Source organism: Bacillus sp. V26 (assembly GCF_034296245.1).
Taxonomy (GTDB): Bacteria; Bacillota; Bacilli; order Bacillales; family Bacillaceae; genus Bacillus; species Bacillus halotolerans.
In genome coordinates this window covers 477,517-494,537 of record NZ_JAXKQF010000002.1, presented here as the reverse complement: position 1 = coordinate 494,537, position 17,021 = coordinate 477,517, and the positions used below count along the sequence as shown (strand labels likewise).

17 protein-coding genes and 2 riboswitches are annotated in these 17,021 nt (G+C 43.1%); of the genes, 8 read left to right on the top strand and 9 right to left on the bottom strand.

Going from position 1 to position 17,021, the window contains the following annotated elements:
* Positions 1-41: 41 nt before the first annotated feature.
* Positions 42-1,082 (bottom strand): hypothetical protein, encoded by a 1,041-nt coding sequence (locus UJ203_RS09905; RefSeq protein WP_101860648.1) that lies wholly within the window; start codon positions 1,080-1,082, stop codon positions 42-44.
* A gap of 365 nt (positions 1,083-1,447) precedes the next feature.
* Here UJ203_RS09905 and clpE point away from each other — a divergent pair, with 365 nt between their 5' ends.
* The 3 genes from clpE (at position 1,448) to motB (ending at position 5,481) form a co-directional block, all read left to right on the top strand.
* Positions 1,448-3,547 (top strand): ATP-dependent protease ATP-binding subunit ClpE, encoded by a 2,100-nt coding sequence (gene clpE / locus UJ203_RS09900; RefSeq protein WP_151174976.1) that lies wholly within the window; start codon positions 1,448-1,450, stop codon positions 3,545-3,547.
* 361 nt (positions 3,548-3,908) lie between these two features.
* Positions 3,909-4,724 carry a flagellar motor stator protein MotA gene (gene motA / locus UJ203_RS09895; RefSeq protein WP_024121174.1) on the top strand — a complete coding sequence of 272 codons (816 nt, stop codon included), beginning with the start codon at positions 3,909-3,911 and terminating at the stop codon, positions 4,722-4,724.
* Complete coding sequence (motB, locus tag UJ203_RS09890; protein ID WP_024121173.1) at positions 4,696-5,481, top strand: flagellar motor protein MotB; 786 nt, start codon at positions 4,696-4,698, stop codon at positions 5,479-5,481. Before motA ends, motB begins: the two co-directional genes overlap by 29 nt.
* Before the next feature lie 39 nt (positions 5,482-5,520).
* Here the strand turns inward: motB and mhqR are convergent, their stop codons facing one another.
* Complete coding sequence (gene mhqR, locus UJ203_RS09885) at positions 5,521-5,958, bottom strand: MarR family transcriptional regulator MhqR (protein WP_024121172.1); 438 nt, start codon at positions 5,956-5,958, stop codon at positions 5,521-5,523.
* 192 nt (positions 5,959-6,150) lie between these two features.
* Between mhqR and UJ203_RS09880 the strand changes: the two genes are divergently transcribed.
* Complete coding sequence (locus UJ203_RS09880; protein ID WP_105955529.1) at positions 6,151-7,671, top strand: PAS domain-containing sensor histidine kinase; 1,521 nt, start codon at positions 6,151-6,153, stop codon at positions 7,669-7,671.
* A 27-nt stretch (positions 7,672-7,698) separates the two neighbouring features.
* On the opposite strand, the gene UJ203_RS09875 is transcribed toward UJ203_RS09880, so the two are convergent.
* Positions 7,699-8,130 (bottom strand): hypothetical protein, encoded by a 432-nt coding sequence (locus UJ203_RS09875; RefSeq protein ID WP_024121170.1) that lies wholly within the window; start codon positions 8,128-8,130, stop codon positions 7,699-7,701.
* 86 nt (positions 8,131-8,216) lie between these two features.
* A complete protein-coding gene (locus tag UJ203_RS09870) occupies positions 8,217-8,474 on the bottom strand; it encodes an aspartyl-phosphate phosphatase Spo0E family protein (RefSeq protein WP_024121169.1) in 258 nt (85 codons plus the stop codon).
* Between the two features lie 202 nt (positions 8,475-8,676).
* Between UJ203_RS09870 and UJ203_RS09865 the strand changes: the two genes are divergently transcribed.
* Positions 8,677-8,997 carry a YkvA family protein gene (locus tag UJ203_RS09865; RefSeq protein ID WP_044156130.1) on the top strand — a complete coding sequence of 107 codons (321 nt, stop codon included), beginning with the start codon at positions 8,677-8,679 and terminating at the stop codon, positions 8,995-8,997.
* 40 nt (positions 8,998-9,037) lie between these two features.
* Here the strand turns inward: UJ203_RS09865 and UJ203_RS09860 are convergent, their stop codons facing one another.
* From UJ203_RS09860 to UJ203_RS09840, 5 genes are all read right to left on the bottom strand, one after another.
* Positions 9,038-9,574: an acireductone dioxygenase gene (locus tag UJ203_RS09860; RefSeq protein WP_322010342.1), complete on the bottom strand. Its 537-nt coding sequence runs from the start codon at positions 9,572-9,574 to the stop codon at positions 9,038-9,040.
* 15 nt (positions 9,575-9,589) lie between these two features.
* Positions 9,590-10,219 (bottom strand): methylthioribulose 1-phosphate dehydratase, encoded by a 630-nt coding sequence (locus tag UJ203_RS09855; RefSeq protein ID WP_322010340.1) that lies wholly within the window; start codon positions 10,217-10,219, stop codon positions 9,590-9,592.
* Positions 10,177-10,884, bottom strand: a complete 708-nt coding sequence (gene mtnX, locus UJ203_RS09850; protein WP_322010339.1) for a 2-hydroxy-3-keto-5-methylthiopentenyl-1-phosphate phosphatase — start codon at positions 10,882-10,884, stop codon at positions 10,177-10,179. Before mtnX ends, UJ203_RS09855 begins: the two co-directional genes overlap by 43 nt.
* Positions 10,881-12,098: a 2,3-diketo-5-methylthiopentyl-1-phosphate enolase gene (mtnW, locus tag UJ203_RS09845; RefSeq protein ID WP_322010336.1), complete on the bottom strand. Its 1,218-nt coding sequence runs from the start codon at positions 12,096-12,098 to the stop codon at positions 10,881-10,883. Before mtnW ends, mtnX begins: the two co-directional genes overlap by 4 nt.
* 84 nt (positions 12,099-12,182) lie before the next feature.
* Positions 12,183-12,283, bottom strand: a riboswitch (SAM riboswitch).
* Between the two features lie 38 nt (positions 12,284-12,321).
* Positions 12,322-13,518 carry a pyridoxal phosphate-dependent aminotransferase gene (locus UJ203_RS09840; RefSeq protein WP_322010334.1) on the bottom strand — a complete coding sequence of 399 codons (1,197 nt, stop codon included), beginning with the start codon at positions 13,516-13,518 and terminating at the stop codon, positions 12,322-12,324.
* A 93-nt stretch (positions 13,519-13,611) separates the two neighbouring features.
* Here UJ203_RS09840 and UJ203_RS09835 point away from each other — a divergent pair, with 93 nt between their 5' ends.
* The 3 genes from UJ203_RS09835 (at position 13,612) to mtnA (ending at position 16,996) form a co-directional block, all read left to right on the top strand.
* Positions 13,612-14,391: a carbon-nitrogen family hydrolase gene (locus tag UJ203_RS09835; RefSeq protein ID WP_322010332.1), complete on the top strand. Its 780-nt coding sequence runs from the start codon at positions 13,612-13,614 to the stop codon at positions 14,389-14,391.
* A gap of 83 nt (positions 14,392-14,474) precedes the next feature.
* Positions 14,475-14,629, top strand: a riboswitch (SAM riboswitch).
* Positions 14,630-14,733: 104 nt separating this feature from the next.
* Complete coding sequence (gene mtnK, locus UJ203_RS09830; RefSeq protein ID WP_322010330.1) at positions 14,734-15,927, top strand: S-methyl-5-thioribose kinase; 1,194 nt, start codon at positions 14,734-14,736, stop codon at positions 15,925-15,927.
* Between the two features lie 7 nt (positions 15,928-15,934).
* A complete protein-coding gene (mtnA, locus tag UJ203_RS09825) occupies positions 15,935-16,996 on the top strand; it encodes an S-methyl-5-thioribose-1-phosphate isomerase (protein ID WP_322010328.1) in 1,062 nt (353 codons plus the stop codon).
* Positions 16,997-17,021: the final 25 nt, after the last annotated feature.

Below are 17,021 nucleotides of genomic sequence, written 5' to 3'. Positions count from 1 at the left end.
TAAACGTTTGCTTCATTATTATATATGTATCAATATTGTGATTACAAACTGCGCCGGGGGAGCTTTTTACAGACCAAAGCGCCTATGAAAGCCAGGCTCACATAGCCAAACAGTGGGTAAATGGTTGAAATGAGCTTGCCGTAGCCGATTTGACTCGTGATATAAGCCGTAATCATTATGGCCGCAAAAATATATTTACTTTTAATAGGAAGAAAGCTCTTCACTTGTTTTTCCAGCCCATAAAGGTTTCCGATCACCGATGTGAACACTTCGCCGAATATAATCAACAAATAAATCAAATGTACAGATCGCGCGAAGAGGTAAACCACTTGAGCCATCGGAATATCGTACAAAAATACATCCGGGAGCATCGACAAAGACAAAAAACTTGCGGAAAGCACAATTGTCAGCATTGTACCGCCGATGAAAGCGCCTTTTTTTATCACCTGTTCCGAAGACATTTCATTCGCCAGCGGCACCAAAACAGCCTGGGCAAGCGATAAATTCAAGGCTCCGTACGACACTGCTGATAATAGCCAGTCCCATCGATGCGGCCACACCCACTGAGCTGTATTCCGCGTCTCACTGAAAATAAATGAATCGGCCACCACAATCATAGAAAAGATAATCAAAAGCGGTACAACAAACACATTCACACCGAAAATGCCTTTTACTCCTCTTGTCATCACAATCAAACTTAATCCAATTGTGATCAGCATTCCAACCTGAGCGGACATCCCAAGCTGTTCCTCAAAAAGCGCCCCTGCCCCCGACAGCATGACAGAAGTGACACCGAGAAGAACGAACAGCATAAAGACATTGATAATCCGTCCGGCAGCCGCCCCGAACAAGTATATATTCATTTCCTGATAGGACTTGGCATTGATTCGCTTTGAAATGATCATCAGCTTTGCGCCTAAAAACGTGAACATCCCGCCGCTTATAATAATACCAAGCAATCCGAACCAGCCGAACTTCAGAAAAAACTCAACAATTTCCCTGCCAGTTGCAAATCCCGCTCCGACTACTGTGCCTACATACACAAAAGCGAGCTGATGTGCAGACCCTTTTGATTGTTCCATTTCTCCCCTCCGAACCAACCGCAGTATTGTCCTTTTAGCCTTTTTATAGCCTATGAGACAAGTTCCTTGAAAAGACGAACAAAACATGTTTTACTGTGTAAACAATTCAAAAATATTTTTGAGCAAAAGCCTTGAAAGTCAAAAAAGGTCAGAGTATACTATTAATCAAAGAAGGTCAAACCAGCCGTCTTTTTATATTATTTCATTGGTCAAAGTTAGTCAAAAACAAGACTGCTTTGAGCAAATGGTTTTGAAAGCCAGTGAACCTGGCGTATACTAATAGTCAAAGAAGGTCAAATAAGTCGGCCTTTTTTTCTGAACCGATTGGTCAAAAATGATCAAATTTTATAAGGAGGTTTTGGCAAATGCGTTGTCAACACTGTCATCAAAACGAGGCGACGATTCGCCTTAACATGCAAATAAATTCTGTTCATAAACAAATGGTTTTATGTGAAACTTGCTATCACGAACTGACCCGTAAACCTTCAATGAGCATGGGTCCTCAATCTTTCGGTTTTCCGTTTGAACAAGCATTCCAGCCGAAAGAACAAAGCGCAGCTAAGCAAAGCGAGAAAAAAGGATTGCTTGATGAACTGGCGCAAAATATTACAAACGGCGCAAAAGCCGGTCTGATTGATCCCGTCATCGGCCGTGATGAAGAAGTTGCGCGTGTGATCGAGATTCTTAACCGCCGCAACAAAAACAATCCGGTTCTGATTGGAGAGCCTGGTGTAGGGAAAACAGCAATTGCAGAAGGACTCGCTTTAAAAATCGCTGAAGGCGATGTTCCAAATAAATTGAAAAACAAAGAGCTTTACTTGCTTGATGTCGCATCCCTTGTTGCAAACACTGGCATCAGAGGTCAATTTGAAGAAAGAATGAAACAGCTGATCACTGAGCTGAAAGAGCGCAAAAATGTCATTCTTTTCATTGATGAAATTCACCTTCTCGTTGGGGCAGGCTCTGCAGAAGGCTCAATGGATGCAGGTAACATTCTCAAACCCGCTCTTGCCAGAGGCGAGCTGCAGGTTATCGGAGCGACAACACTGAAAGAATACCGCCAAATTGAAAAAGATGCTGCGCTGGAAAGACGTTTTCAGCCTGTCATGGTGCAGGAGCCCACAATTGAACAAGCGATCAGCATTCTGCAAGGAATTAAAGACAAATACGAAGCATACCATGGCGTGACATTCAGCGATGAAGCACTGAAAGCCTGTGTCACTTTATCATCACGCTACATTCAGGACAGACATCTGCCGGACAAAGCGATTGATTTATTAGACGAAGCTGGATCTAAAGCCAACCTGTTAATTGATGATTTGAATGATGAAGATGCAGCTGAACGGCTGACTGCAATTGAAGCAGAAAAAACAAAAGCGCTGGAAGAAGAGAATTACGAATTGGCAGCAAAACTCCGTGATGAAGAAATCGCACTGGAGAAAAAACTGAACAGCTCTTCTTCACATTCCGCCGTCACAGTGGAAGCTGAGCACATTCAGGATATCGTCGAACAAAAAACAGGCATTCCTGTGGGAAAACTGCAGGCAGATGAGCAAACAAAAATGAAAGAGCTTGAAGTAAAGCTTCACGAACGCGTCATCGGACAAGAAGCGGCTGTTCAAAAAGTGGCCAAAGCGGTCAGACGCAGCCGCGCCGGCTTAAAATCAAAAAACAGACCAGTCGGCTCCTTCCTCTTTGTCGGACCAACCGGCGTAGGGAAAACAGAGCTTTCTAAAACCCTGGCGGATGAATTATTCGGTACGAAAGATGCCATTATCCGTCTCGATATGAGTGAATACATGGAGAAACATGCCGTATCGAAAATCATTGGTTCACCGCCGGGATACGTCGGTCATGAGGAAGCCGGACAATTAACGGAAAAAGTGCGCCGCAATCCATACAGCATCGTGCTGCTTGATGAGATTGAAAAAGCGCACCCAGATGTTCAGCATATGTTCCTGCAAATTATGGAGGACGGCCGCTTAACGGACAGCCAAGGCAGAACCGTCAGCTTTAAAGACACCGTCATTATTATGACAAGCAATGCAGGCACTGGTGAAAAACAAACGAAAGTCGGTTTCCAATCAGAAGACAGCGTGATTGAAGAACAAACATTAATTGATTCACTCAGCATGTTCTTTAAACCTGAGTTTCTCAACCGATTTGACAGCATCATCGAATTCCGTTCCCTTGAAAAAGAGCATCTGGTCAAAATCGTCAGCCTTCTTCTTGGAGAATTGGAAGAAACATTGGCAGAACGAGGCATCAGCTTGAGTGTTTCAGATGAAGCGAAAGAAAAAATCGCTGAGCTGGGTTACCATCCTTCATTCGGTGCGCGCCCGCTCAGAAGAACGATTCAGGAATGGGTTGAGGACGAAATGACTGATCTGCTGCTTGACAATAACGAGATTGCAAGTTTTCACGTCACAGTAGAAAATGATAACATCAAAGTTCAGGCAAAATAAAAATCAGCGGCTTCCTTTTCAGGGAAGCCGCTTTTTATGTGAAATCCTTCTCTCGTCCGAGAACATGTCATTCCATCCCCTGAAGCGCTCATCTCCTTCTTTCTTAACACTTTTCATAAAGAGGGATGGAACATGATGAATATTTATTTCTATTGTTATACGAAAGCACTTTAGAGAATCAGATACGCACGTTAAAAACCGCGGCCTTTCCCCTGCTGAAAAGCCTGCGTTTGTTTATTTCTCCCTTCTATGTATCTTCCTTGAATATTTCATGAACAATTTCACAATGTCCCTAAAGTTCCAGACACTGATACCGATATTAACCATAGACAAGCTAGTAAAAAAGGATTTGGTGAAAATTATGGATAAAACTTCGATTATCGGTATTATTCTTGCTTTTGTTGCATTGAGTGTGGGAATGGTTCTGAAAGGCGTCAGTTTCGCCGCTCTTGCAAATCCCGCTGCCATTTTAATTATCATCGCCGGAACGATATCAGCGGTAGTCATTGCGTTCCCAACGAAAGAAATCAAAAAAGTGCCTGTGCTGTTCCGTGTGCTATTTAAAGAAAACAAACAGCTGACAATAGAAGAACTCATTCCTATGTTCTCTGAATGGGCTCAGCTTGCACGCCGTGAAGGCCTGCTGGCTTTGGAAGCAAGTATTGAAAATGTAGATGACGCGTTTCTGAAAAACGGTCTCAGCATGGCTGTTGACGGGCAAAGCGCAGAATTTATCAGAGATATCATGACTGAAGAAGTTGAAGCGATGGAGGAAAGACACCAGGCCGGAGCCGCTATTTTTACACAGGCGGGAACTTACGCGCCGACACTTGGGGTGCTCGGTGCTGTTATCGGACTGATCGCCGCACTTTCTCATATGGACAATACAGATGAGCTTGGTCACGCCATCAGTGCAGCCTTTGTAGCCACCCTTCTCGGTATCTTTACGGGATATGTATTATGGCATCCTTTTGCAAACAAATTAAAACGCAAGTCAAAACAGGAAGTCAAGCTCCGTGAAATTATGATTGAAGGCGTCCTGTCCGTTTTAGAAGGACAGGCACCGAAAGTGATCGAGCAGAAACTTTTAATGTACCTTCCTGCGAAGGACCGTTTGAAATTTGCAGAACGAGAAGGAGAGGCGCAAAATGGCGAGAAAAAAGAAGAAGAAGCATGAGGACGAGCACGTTGATGAATCATGGCTGGTTCCTTACGCCGATATCCTTACCCTTCTCCTAGCATTGTTTATTGTGCTGTACGCGAGCAGCTCGATTGACGCAGCTAAATTTCAAATGCTTTCAAAATCATTTAATGAAGTCTTTACAGGCGGGACCGGCGTATTGGATTATTCCAGCGTCACCCCTCCTAAAAATGAGTCAGACGGAATCGACGAAGTGGAAAAGGAAAAAGAAGAGAAAAAGGAAAACAAGAAAGAAAAGGAAAAAGCAGCTGATCAAGAAGAACTTAAAAACGTGCAGAGCCAGGTGGAAAAGTTCATTAAAAATAAAAAGCTGGAGCATCAGCTGGAAACAAAGATGACTAAGGAAGGCCTGCTGATCACGATTAAAGACAGCATCTTCTTTGATTCAGGAAAAGCGACCATCCGCCAGGAGGACATTCCGCTTGCAAAAGAGATTTCAAACCTTCTTGTGATTAATCCGCCGAGAAACATCATTATCAGCGGACATACAGACAATATGCCGATTAGAAATTCAGAATTTCAGTCAAACTGGCATTTAAGTGTGATGAGAGCCGTAAACTTCATGGGGCTTCTGATTGAGAACCCTAAGCTTGATGCCAAAGTGTTCAGTGCCAAAGGCTATGGTGAGTATAAACCGGTGGCCTCCAACAAAACTGCGGAAGGCCGAAGCAAAAACAGGCGGGTTGAGGTTCTCATCTTGCCAAGAGGCGCAGCGGAAACAAATGAAAAATAGTAAAAAAGGAAGCCTGATCTATCACAAGGCTTCCTTTTTTTACTTATTATGAAACTGTTTTGCGTTTAATCCTACTCTTTTTAACATTTCAGTGCACATTTCAACTTCTTCTTCGCTTAATACGCTGATCATTTCATCAATTTCAGCTGCATGATCAGGGAAAATATCATCCAAAAGACTGATGCCTTTTTCGGTAATTTGTGCAAATGTTACTCGTCTGTCTGTAGGCGACGCTTTCCGAATAAGGAGCTCTTTTTGCTCAAGCTTATCTACGACGTAGGTGATGCTCCCGCTAGCCAAGAGTATTTTATCCCCTATCTGCTGCAGCGGCTGATCACCTTTATGATATAACAGCTCCAGCACAGCAAATTCAGTAGGATTCAGTCCATGCTTATGAATATGCTTATTCATATGATCATTAATAGACCGATACGCGCGTGACAGCACGATAAATAACTTCAGTGATTTTTCTGTCATGTCTCAATCATCCTTTTAGAAACCGTTACAGAGAAACATTAATAAACAAATACCGAAATGTCAATAAAAATCTTTCCAATATTTCTCTTCTTTTTTATTATTCATGTGAACAACATATTTTTCTTAATTATTTTGGTTATTTTTTCTTATTAAACAAGAAGAAACAATGATATAATACCTCTAATCAGGTGTATGTTGGAGCGATGCAAATTGAAAATACTAAAAGGCGCCTGCGGGAGAATTAAGCTTTATATTGCACTAGTAGTGATTCCGGCACTCGTCATAAGCTTTTTCGTCTATGAAAAAGAAAAAGAAACAATAGCTGCAGAACATAAGCAAGAAGCCAGTGTTATGCTGAACCTTCACCGCAACAAAATAAATTATTTAATCGGGGAAACAAAAGCGAGAATGACGTCCTTGTCTATCGCTATCGACAGACCGATAGATATGAATAAAATGAAAACTGTTTTGGAAAAAACGTTTGATTCCGAACCAAGGTTTTCCGGTCTTTATTTTCTCAATGCTAAAGGAGATGTCACTGCCAGCGCAACAGAATTAAAAACTAAAGTCAATCTGGCCGACAGATCCTTTTTTACAAAAGCGAAAAAAACAAAAAAGACTGTCATTACAGACAGCTATTCAAGCAGGATCACAGGCCAGCCGATTTTTACAATTTGTGTTCCCGTGCTGGATGAAAAGAAAAATGTCACAGATTATCTTGTGGCAGCTATACAAATTGACTATCTGCAAAACCTGATTAACTTGCTGAGCCCTGATGTCTATATTGAGGTTGTGAACGAAAATAACAAAATGATTTTCTCAAGCGGACAGGCTTCTTACGCAAGAGATCAAAAACCTGTCAGCGGTTATCTTGATGATATCAGCTGGAATATGAAAGTATATCCGAATCCTGTCACAATAGAGGAGCTGAGTAAAAGCCTTGTGCTCCCTCTTTCCTGTATTATAGTCTTGCTGAATATTCTTTTTATTCTTGTACTTTATTATTTGCTGAAGCGGCGGACCCAGCTGGAGCGCACGGAAAATGAGCAGCAAAAATTAGAGCTGATCGGAACGCTTGCTGCCAGCACAGCTCACGAAATCCGCAATCCGCTCACCGGCATAAGCGGTTTTATTCAGCTGCTGCAAAAGAAATATAAAGGTGAAGAAGACCAGCTTTATTTTTCAATTATCGATCAGGAGATTAAACGTATCAACCAAATTGTGAGTGAGTTTTTAGTTCTCGGAAAACCGACAGCTGAGAAATGGGAGCTTAACTCGCTTCAGGATATTATCGGAGAAATTATGCCGATCATCTATTCTGAAGGAAATTTATATAATGTGGAGGTAGAGTTAAAATTTTTAACTGATAAACCTCTAAAAGTAAAATGTACAAAAGATCATATTAAACAAGTCATTTTGAATGTTGCGAAAAATGGCCTTGAGTCTATGCCGGAAGGCGGCAAACTCACAATTTCCTTAGGAGCCGTTGATAAAAAGGCCATTATAAAAGTGATGGATAACGGTGAAGGGATATCACAGGAAATGCTGGATCATATCTTTCTTCCATTTGTCACTTCTAAAGAAAAAGGAACCGGCCTCGGGCTTGTCGTATGTAAACGGATCGTGCTGATGTACGGAGGTTCCATTCATATAGAAAGTGAAGTACGAAGAGGAACCGAGGTTACCATTACCCTCCCCGTCTCCTCTTCCTAGCCCCCTGACAGTCTCAGGAGGGCTTATTTATTTTCGTGAACGGGTATTTTCATTCTCCTTGCTTACTGCTCCTCCTGAAAAGAAGAATCGGATCAAACGCAAAAGCATTTTCAAAAGCAAAAAGATGAAAAAGAACACCAAAAAGCCTTTTAACCCTTCCGTTGCATCCAAAAACTCCATATTTCCTCGTCCGGTCACTTTTTGCTGAATCTCAATTGCAAATACAATAACAATGATGATCGTTACGGTATAGATAAAGGACAAAGCCGTCAAGCTCCATTTAGAAAGCCATGTAAATACAGCGTGAGTGACAGCGAAAAAGAAGATGCCAAATATTCCAATTACCCAAAAATGCATTTCTTTGTCGGTTAATTGAATGCCAAGCATCCCGCATATCGAAATAAAAGCATCATGAAATTGGTTTATCATTTCAGTAATGACTACCGCCAGTTCTTTCATCAGTTCCCTCTTTCGTATGAAATTTTCCCAGAAAAAAAGAGCGCTTCTGAAAAGCTCTCTCTTTATATATGCATCAGATAGCGCCGCTATTTATGTGCATCATATGCAGGCATGACGTCTCTTCGGGGCCACAAGCCTAATTTCTTCACAAGGCCTTGAATTCCTTTGGAATGTTCGTTTTCTTGCATGAGCTGGTGGTATTCGTTCATTAAAGAATCCAGCTCCTGACTGTGCCTGATTGTGTCATGCCCTGTAAATCCCTGCTTACTAGCGGCGTCTATCATTAACTTTCTTTTTTCATCAATAGACACCAGCAATCTTTCTTGTTCAGAAGAACAGCCCATTCAATTCACCCCTCGCCGCTAAGAAATAGGAAACAAGTTTGATTGGGTTATTGTGCATTATTACAGATTATACTTTATTTGTAAACATATTTTTATTAAATAACTTAATTTTTCATTTATAATAGATATATTGATAGGATTAGAAGAACAATACCCAGACGAAGACCATCTTAAACACACCGGCAGGCAGGAGGAATGCTAAATGAAGAAAAAAAAAGCGATAATGCTCGGTGCGGCAGGCGGAAAAGCTATTCTAAAAAGGAAAACCCGCAAAAAATTAATCAACCATATCACGATCTTTTGTCACATGCTTCGCGATTGGCGAAACGGTGACTATCCCCGTTCACAGATTAAAACACTGTTGCTTCTGACAGCTGCTGTCTTTTATATCATCATGCCGATTGATATGATTCCGGACTTCGTGCTCGGTTTAGGAATTCTTGACGATGCTGCCGTTCTCGGTTTGATTTGGACGCTGGTCAAAAAAGAAATGTCCCAATACGAAGAATGGCGTTTACGATAAGCAAAAAAAGCCCCGCCTTTATGGACGGGGCTTTTTCTTCTTATTGGTTCACGCTGTCTTTTTCATAAATCGGAACCCAGCCTTCAGATGTAACAAAGATCCGCACCGCCACAACTTTTCGATCCTCTTGAAGCGTGAAATAATGGCGGATATTTTCAGGTACTGAGATTAAATCTCCAGGGTTTAAACGGACATCAAAAAATGTACCGTCCTTGCCTTGAATGACGAAAATTCCGTGTCCGCTTACGATAAAACGGACTTCATCGTCTGTATGGTGATGTTCTCTTTTAAAATTTTTAAGCAGTTCATCCAGTTTCGGATTAGCGTCGGACAGAGAAATAACATCTTGGGCTTTGTAGCCGCGGCGGGCTGAGATATCTTTAATTTCAGCGTCGAAAGTGTCAAGAATTTGCTGTTTTTCTTCTTCAGACAGGTCATATTTTTCTGAAAGCTGTTCAGGGAGCTTGGCGATATCCCATTGCTCATAGATCACCTCTTGGCTGTCCAGAAAGCTTGCCACTTCCTCTTGATTTTCAATCGTTGTATTTGCCTCATCATGAATTCGAATTGTTGCCATTTGCGGTTCCCCCTTTTATTTAACCAGCTGATGCTGGAGAATTTTCAGCTTCAAATGATAGCTGAATAAAAATTCATATGCTTCAAGCACTCTTTTCGCTTCAAATGCTGTTCTTCCCCAAGCAGTAATGCCATGGTTCCGGATCAGGACAGCTCCTGAATCTCCAGTAACCTGATCCGCGAAAAGCGCTGCGAGAGTCGGAATATGAGCCGGATTTTCTATAATTGGAATGGACACTTCTGCATTCTCTTCCCACAGGCCGAGCGCTTTTATAATTTCTTGACCTTTAAAAGTGATTTGGTTTTGATCTCCATACAGCTCTGAGATGACGTTATTGTTGACCGTATGAACATGAAGACAGCATCCGGCATTTGTTTTATTGTACAGATGTGTATGCAAAAGCGTTTCTGCTGACGGTTTCAGATGATGTCCGCTTTCGGCAGGCTCTCCGTTCTGATCTACCAACAGGAAGTCTTCATCCGTTTCTTTTCGTTTATCTTTTCCGCTCGCCGTTACGAGAAATTGCAATGGCTCATCAGAAACCTTGATGGACAGGTTGCCGCTGGTCGCCGGAAACCAATCTCTTTCTGCCAATTCCCGTTTTACTTCGGCAAGCTCGAGCCAGCGCTCTTGTTTTGCAGCCATTTCTTTACCTCCGTTACGTCTTCAATTGCTTTCTTTATTTCGTGAAAATCATGGTATGGGATATGATTCAGATGATGCTCCTTGCATTCATTTAATAAATAATCCCTTGCAAAGCAAAGATCAGACAGCTTTGCCGCCTCTACATCGGTAACGGAGTCACCGATCATGATGATATATTGATCAGGCTCAGAAAGCTCTTTAATAACAGTCGGCTTGCAGCACCCGCATTGATTTGTGCATGTGCCTTTGCAAGTATGAGGCCAATCAATATGAATGAATTCGTTCACAAAGGACGCACGGTTGCAATAAATATGATCTTTCTCAACAATTCCTTCAAGCAGCGGATAGACAAAAAAGTCCATCCCCCCGCTTACGACATAAAACGGGAGTTCATGCTTGTTAATAAATGCGACAAATTCTCGAAAGCCGTCCCGGATTTTTGCGTCTTCTAATACGAATCTTGTAATCTCCTCTTTTAAGCTGCTCGGCAGAAGGCCGAACATTCGTCCGACGCCTTCTTGGATCGACATCGTTTTGGAGAGGACGCCGTCTTTTAAAGCCGTCCATTCCGGCGGAGCGAATGTTTTCATAATGTTTATAATGTTGTCGTTCATCGTGATGGTTCCATCAAAATCACATATCATTAACGGTTTTTGAGTCGTCATACGGCTTCAGCCTTTCCCCATTTATCAAGCGCAAGCTTCAAATCTTCGCATTGACCGGCTTTTTCTTCAATCGGCTGCGCCTCCAAAACCGCATCAATAATGGCTCTGAACGCTTTGCCCCCGCCTTGGGCGCCGTTTGGATGTCCGTGTATACCTCCTCCGGCGTTAATAATATGATCAATGCCAAAATCACGCATGAGAAGCGGAACCATACCAGGGTGAATACCGGCGGATGGAACGGCAAATGTCTGGTTAAAGGCATCTTCTCTTACGCATTCTTCATGAATCGCCAGCGCGTCTTCTTTCGGAAACGCAACTGAGCCATATGGAGAAGGAAACAGACTGAAGTCAGCGCCGCAATATCGGTTTAATTTTCCGAGCAAAAGGGCATGGGAAAACCCGTACAACGGTGAGGATGTAAATGCCCCGCTGACTGCCGGATGCGCCATAATGGGGATTGATACGTCCGGATCTTCCGCAAGGCTTTGCATGACGTCCAAACCGTAAGCGAAGACATTCAATAAAAGCGTATCCGCTCCCAACTCAGCGGCGCGTCTTGCTTTATCTCTAAGCTCAGCCGTTCTTCCAGTCAAATTCACTGCATACAGCGTTTTATGGCCGGTCTGCTCGTATGTTTCTTTCAAAATTTGTTTTCCCTCTGTAATTCTTGTTTCAAAAGGTGCTAAACCCGTCTCAAAGAAAATTTCATCATCTTTGATTACGTCAACCCCGCCGAGCGCCTGCTGCCTGAGCTGTTCTTTAATATCACTCAGGTCCCTTCCGATGACCCCTTTAAAAATGCTCATTAACAGCGGTCTTTCAAACTCTCCAAGCATCTTCCGGATGCCGTATACGCCAAACTTCGGGCCCGGGAGTGTCTGCTTAAACGCTTCAGAGAATTCGAGATCTATTAACTTGATTTTTCCGTCCAGCGACAGCTTGCCAAACACAGTTGTCAGCAATGCCGGAATATCCTGTGAGAAATTTACCTCGGGATAGGCAATTGTGATAACCGCTTGTTTTCCTGATGCAAGATGTCCCTCTCTCTCCTCGACCTTTACAACCCGTCCCTTATGCTTTTGCATCTGCTCCTGCTTCACCAGAGGCAGATCAGTCCAAGAGCCCACCGTCAATCCTGTTGCGATTTGTTCTGCTTTTTTCTCCGTGTCGGCTCCCGGCTCGGTCAGGAGATATGTTGCTAATAATTCACTCATGCCAGAGCTCCTTTCATTTTTTAACCCATAAAAAAAACCTCTTCAAACAGCAATGCGTCTAAAGAGGTTTCGTTTCTCGTCCGAATCTTATCTCTCAGCCGCCAGCTGCAAGAATTAGCACCGTGCTTTACAAGTCGGTTGCCGGGCTTCATCGGGCTCGTCCCTCTGCCTGCTCTTGATAAGAAAATATAGATTTTATAAATTATTTTGAATTATCCCACCGTTAAAGAATCTTGTCAATGCTTTTTTGGGTAAACAGGTTTAGTTTGCCAATTCGATGAGCTGCTTCTTTAAGCCTAGCTTCACTTGTTAAGAGCCCCACTCTGACATACCCCTCGCCATATTCACCAAAGCCGTTTCCTGCTGCAACCGCCACATTCGCTTTTTCAAGCAAGAGATCTGAGAATTGCTCAGAGCTATAGCCTTCAGGCACCGGCAGCCACGCAAAAAATGAACCCGCAGGCGCTGTGACATCCCAGCCGATTTCCCGGCATGCTGCTATCCAAGCGTTGCGCCTGCTTTCATACCGGGCATTTTGCTCCGCTACGCATGTCTGCTCAGATAAGAGTGCCGCCTCGGCAGCCTGCTGGGTTGCTTTGAAAAGACTGACAAACATATGGTCTTGATAAAGATTGATCGCTTCTATGACCGAAGCGTTACCAACTGCAAAACCGACCCGCCAGCCCGCCATATTATATGTTTTGGACAGCGTGTAAATTTCTATTCCGATATCCTTAGCGCCTTCAGTCTGCAAAAAGCTTAAAGGCTTGTGTCCGTCAAAGCCCACTGCACCGTAAGCAAAATCATGGACCACACAGATTTCGTTTTCTTTCGCAAAACTCACCGTTTCTCCAAAAAATTCTGCGGTAGCGACGGCTCCAGTCGGATTATTCGGATAATTCAAGTACATCAATTTCGCTTGTTCTCTTACGTCAGGGGAAATGCTTGCGTATTCAGGAAGAAACGCTTTTTCCTTAGTGAGCGGCATTATTTCCATTTTCGCTTTCGCAAGCGTGACACCGGACCAATAATCTGGATAGCCGGGGTCAGGAACCAAAATCGTATCCCCCTGATTTAACAGGCATTGCGGGAGCTCGACAAGACCGGCTTTCCCGCCGAATAATACGGCTACTTCAGTTTCCGGATCAAGCTGAACGCCGTATTCTCTGTTATAAAATGCCGCCGCTGCTGATTTCAGGCTGTGCGAACCTCGAAATGAGGAGTATTTATGATTTTCAGGCTGAGCAACGGCTCGCTTCATTTCCTCCACAATATGCTCGGGCGTCGGCTGATCCGGATTTCCCTGCCCCAAATTGATGACATCATGTCCTTCCTTCAGCTTTCGGTTCACTTTCTGCACAAGAGAAGCAAAGAATTGTTTAGGCAGTTCCTGCAGCACTTGAGAATGTTCAAATTTCATCTGTTTTCACCTTCTAAAAAAATCTTGAAATGATAGTCCAGTATCATATATGGTTAAATGAAAAAAGTAAAGAAAAATATGGGGTGTTAAAAAATGAAATGGACCATATCTTGTCTTCAATTTGATATTTCATACGGAAAACCTTCAGAAAATATAAAAAAGGCTGAATTTTTAATCGAAAAAGAGAGTAAAAATGCTGATGTTCTTGTTCTCCCTGAATTATGGACGACTGGTTACGACCTTGCCAATCTTGATCAGCTTGCTGATGAAGACGGGCACACTGCTCAAAGCTGGCTGCAAAAAACCGCAAAAAAACACGGGGTTCATATTGTCGCAGGATCTGTTGCTGTCAGAAAAGGTTCTGATGTTTATAATACAATGTTCATCGCAGATAAGGAAGGACGAATCATTAAAGAGTACAGCAAAGCCCATCTTTTTCAGCTGATGGATGAGCATGTGTATTTATCAGCCGGTTCCGAGGACGGATACTTCGAGCTTGAAGGCGTCAAAAGCTCAGGACTGATCTGTTATGATATCCGTTTTCCGGAATGGATCAGAAAACATACGACAAAAGGCGCTAACGTGCTGTTCATTTCTGCGGAATGGCCTCTGCCCCGTCTTGATCATTGGAAAAGCCTGCTTATTGCGAGGGCCATTGAGAATCAATGCTTTGTCGCTGCCTGCAATTGCACAGGATCTAATCCCGATAATGAATTCGCCGGGCACAGCATGATTATTGACCCTTGGGGACGCATATTGGCCGAGGGCGGCCGTGAAGAAGGCATTGTCAGAGCGGAAATTGACCTTCAAGAAAGCGTTGAGGTGCGGGGAAAAATTCCTGTTTTCAATGATATCAGAAAAGATTTATATTAAAAAATATATTGACAATTCAATCACACACCTGTTACTATGTTCATCAACTGATAAATTAGAATTGTTTAACAAGTGAATATATTCTCTTATCGAGAGTTGGGCGAGGGATTGGCCTTTTGACCCCAACAGCAACCGACCGTAATTCCATTGTGAAATGGGGCGCATCTTCTTGGCGCCGAGACTGAGGTCTCGTAAGGCACGGTGCTAATTCCATCAGATTTGATCTGAGAGATAAGAGAGGCGGGACATGATTGTTAAGCCTCCTTCTCTCTGAGAAGGAGGCTTTTTTACGGCCATTCGCGGCACACATAACAAGATAGTACATAACTGGAGGTAATGACGATGGCAGTCACAAAAACACCTTTATACGAAACGTTAAATGAAAGCTCCGCTGTCGCACTCGCGGTGAAACTCGGCTTATTTCAAAGCAAAAGCACGCTGACATGCCAGGAGATCGGCGACGGAAATTTAAACTACGTCTTTCATATTTATGACCAAGAAAATGACAGGGCTTTGATCATTAAACAGGCGGTTCCTTATGCAAAAGTTGTCGGGGAAAGCTGGCCGCTGACAATCGATCGGGCAAGAATCGAAAGCAGCGCACTGATCCGTCAGGGTGAACACGTCCCTCACCTCGTACCGAGAGTTTACTATTCAGATACTGAATTGGCGGTTACGGTCATGGAGGATCTTTCACATCTGAAGATCGCTAGAAAAGGACTTCTTGAAGGTGAAAATTATCCAAATCTGTCACGAGACATTGGCGAATTTTTAGGAAAAACGCTTTTTTACTCTTCTGATTACGCACTTGAGCCTAAGGTGAAAAAACAGCTTGTTAAACAATTTACAAATCCTGAGCTCTGCGATATTACCGAAAGACTCGTTTTTACAGATCCTTTCTTTGATCATGATACAAATGAATTTGAGGAAGAGCTTCGTCCATATGTTGAAAAGCTTTGGAAAAATGACAAGATCAAAGTTGAAGCAGCTAAGCTGAAAAAGTCATTTTTAACATCTGCCGAGACGCTGATTCATGGCGATCTGCATACAGGAAGCATTTTTGCCAGCGAGCTTGAGACAAAGGTGATTGATCCTGAATTCGCTTTTTACGGACCAATCGGTTTTGATGTTGGCCAATTTATCGCCAACTTATTGTTAAATGCACTCAGCCGTGACGGTGCTGATCGAGAGCCATTATATGAACATGTAAAACAAGTTTGGGACACGTTTCAAACAACATTCAGTGAAGCCTGGGAGAAAAACAGTCTCGATGTGTATGCCAAAATCGACGGTTATCTCGCTGATACGCTCAGCCATATTTTTGAAGAGACAATTGGGTTTGCCGGCTGCGAACTGATACGCCGCACCGTTGGTCTTGCCCATGTGGCAGATCTGGATACAATCGTACCGTTTGATAAACGAATCGAAAGAAAGCGGCTGGCGCTGGAAACCGGTACTGCTTTCATCGAAAAACGTTCACAATTAAAAACCATAACGGATGTTATTGAATGTTTTAAGTTACTTGTAAAGGAATGATTCACCCATGACCAATTCATTTGCTGTTCCGCGTTCTGTTGAATGGAAAGAAACAGCCATTAAGATTTTAAATCAGCAAAAGCTTCCTGATGTTACGGAATATTTGGAGCTGACAACGAAAGAAGAAGTATTTGACGCGATTGTCTCACTTAAAGTTAGAGGAGCCCCGGCGATCGGCATTACGGCAGCATTTGGGCTCGCGCTGGCGGCAAAAAACATCGAAACTGATAATGTGGCGGAATTCCGCTGCGAATTGGATAACATCAAAAATTATTTGAACAGTTCAAGGCCGACAGCAATCAATTTATCATGGGCGCTCGAGAGACTGAGCTATTCAATTCAAAACGCCATTTCTGTAAATGAAGCAAAAACCAATCTTGTCCATGAAGCGATTCAGATTCAAGTCGAGGATGAAGAAACGTGCCGTATGATCGGCCAAAACGCGCTTCAGCTTTTCAAAAAAGGCGACAAGATTATGACAATCTGCAATGCCGGTTCTATCGCGACAAGCCGCTATGGAACCGCGCTTGCCCCGTTTTATTTGGCGAAACAAAAGGATTTGGGGCTCCATATTTATGCTTGTGAAACCAGACCGGTTCTTCAAGGTTCACGGCTTACTGCTTGGGAACTGATGCAGGGCGGTATTGACGTCACGCTGATTACGGACAGCATGGCAGCCCATACGATGAAAGAAAAACAAATTTCTGCCGTCATCGTCGGCGCGGACCGAATTGCAAAGAACGGAGATACTGCGAATAAAATTGGCACTTACGGACTTGCTATTTTAGCAAACGCCTTCGATATTCCGTTTTTTGTAGCAGCACCTTTATCTACTTTTGACACAAAAGTAAAAAGCGGGGCTGATATCCCGATAGAGGAACGGGACCCCGAAGAAGTCAGGAACATTTCCGGCGTCCGAACCGCTCCGGCTGAAGTGCCTGTCTTTAATCCTGCTTTTGATATTACACCACACCATCTTATTTCTGGGATCATCACCGAAAAAGGGATTATGACCGGTTCCTATGAAGAAGAAATTGAACAGCTGTTTACAGGCGAAAAGGTTCATTAAAAAACCGCTGAAGACTTTGCTCATA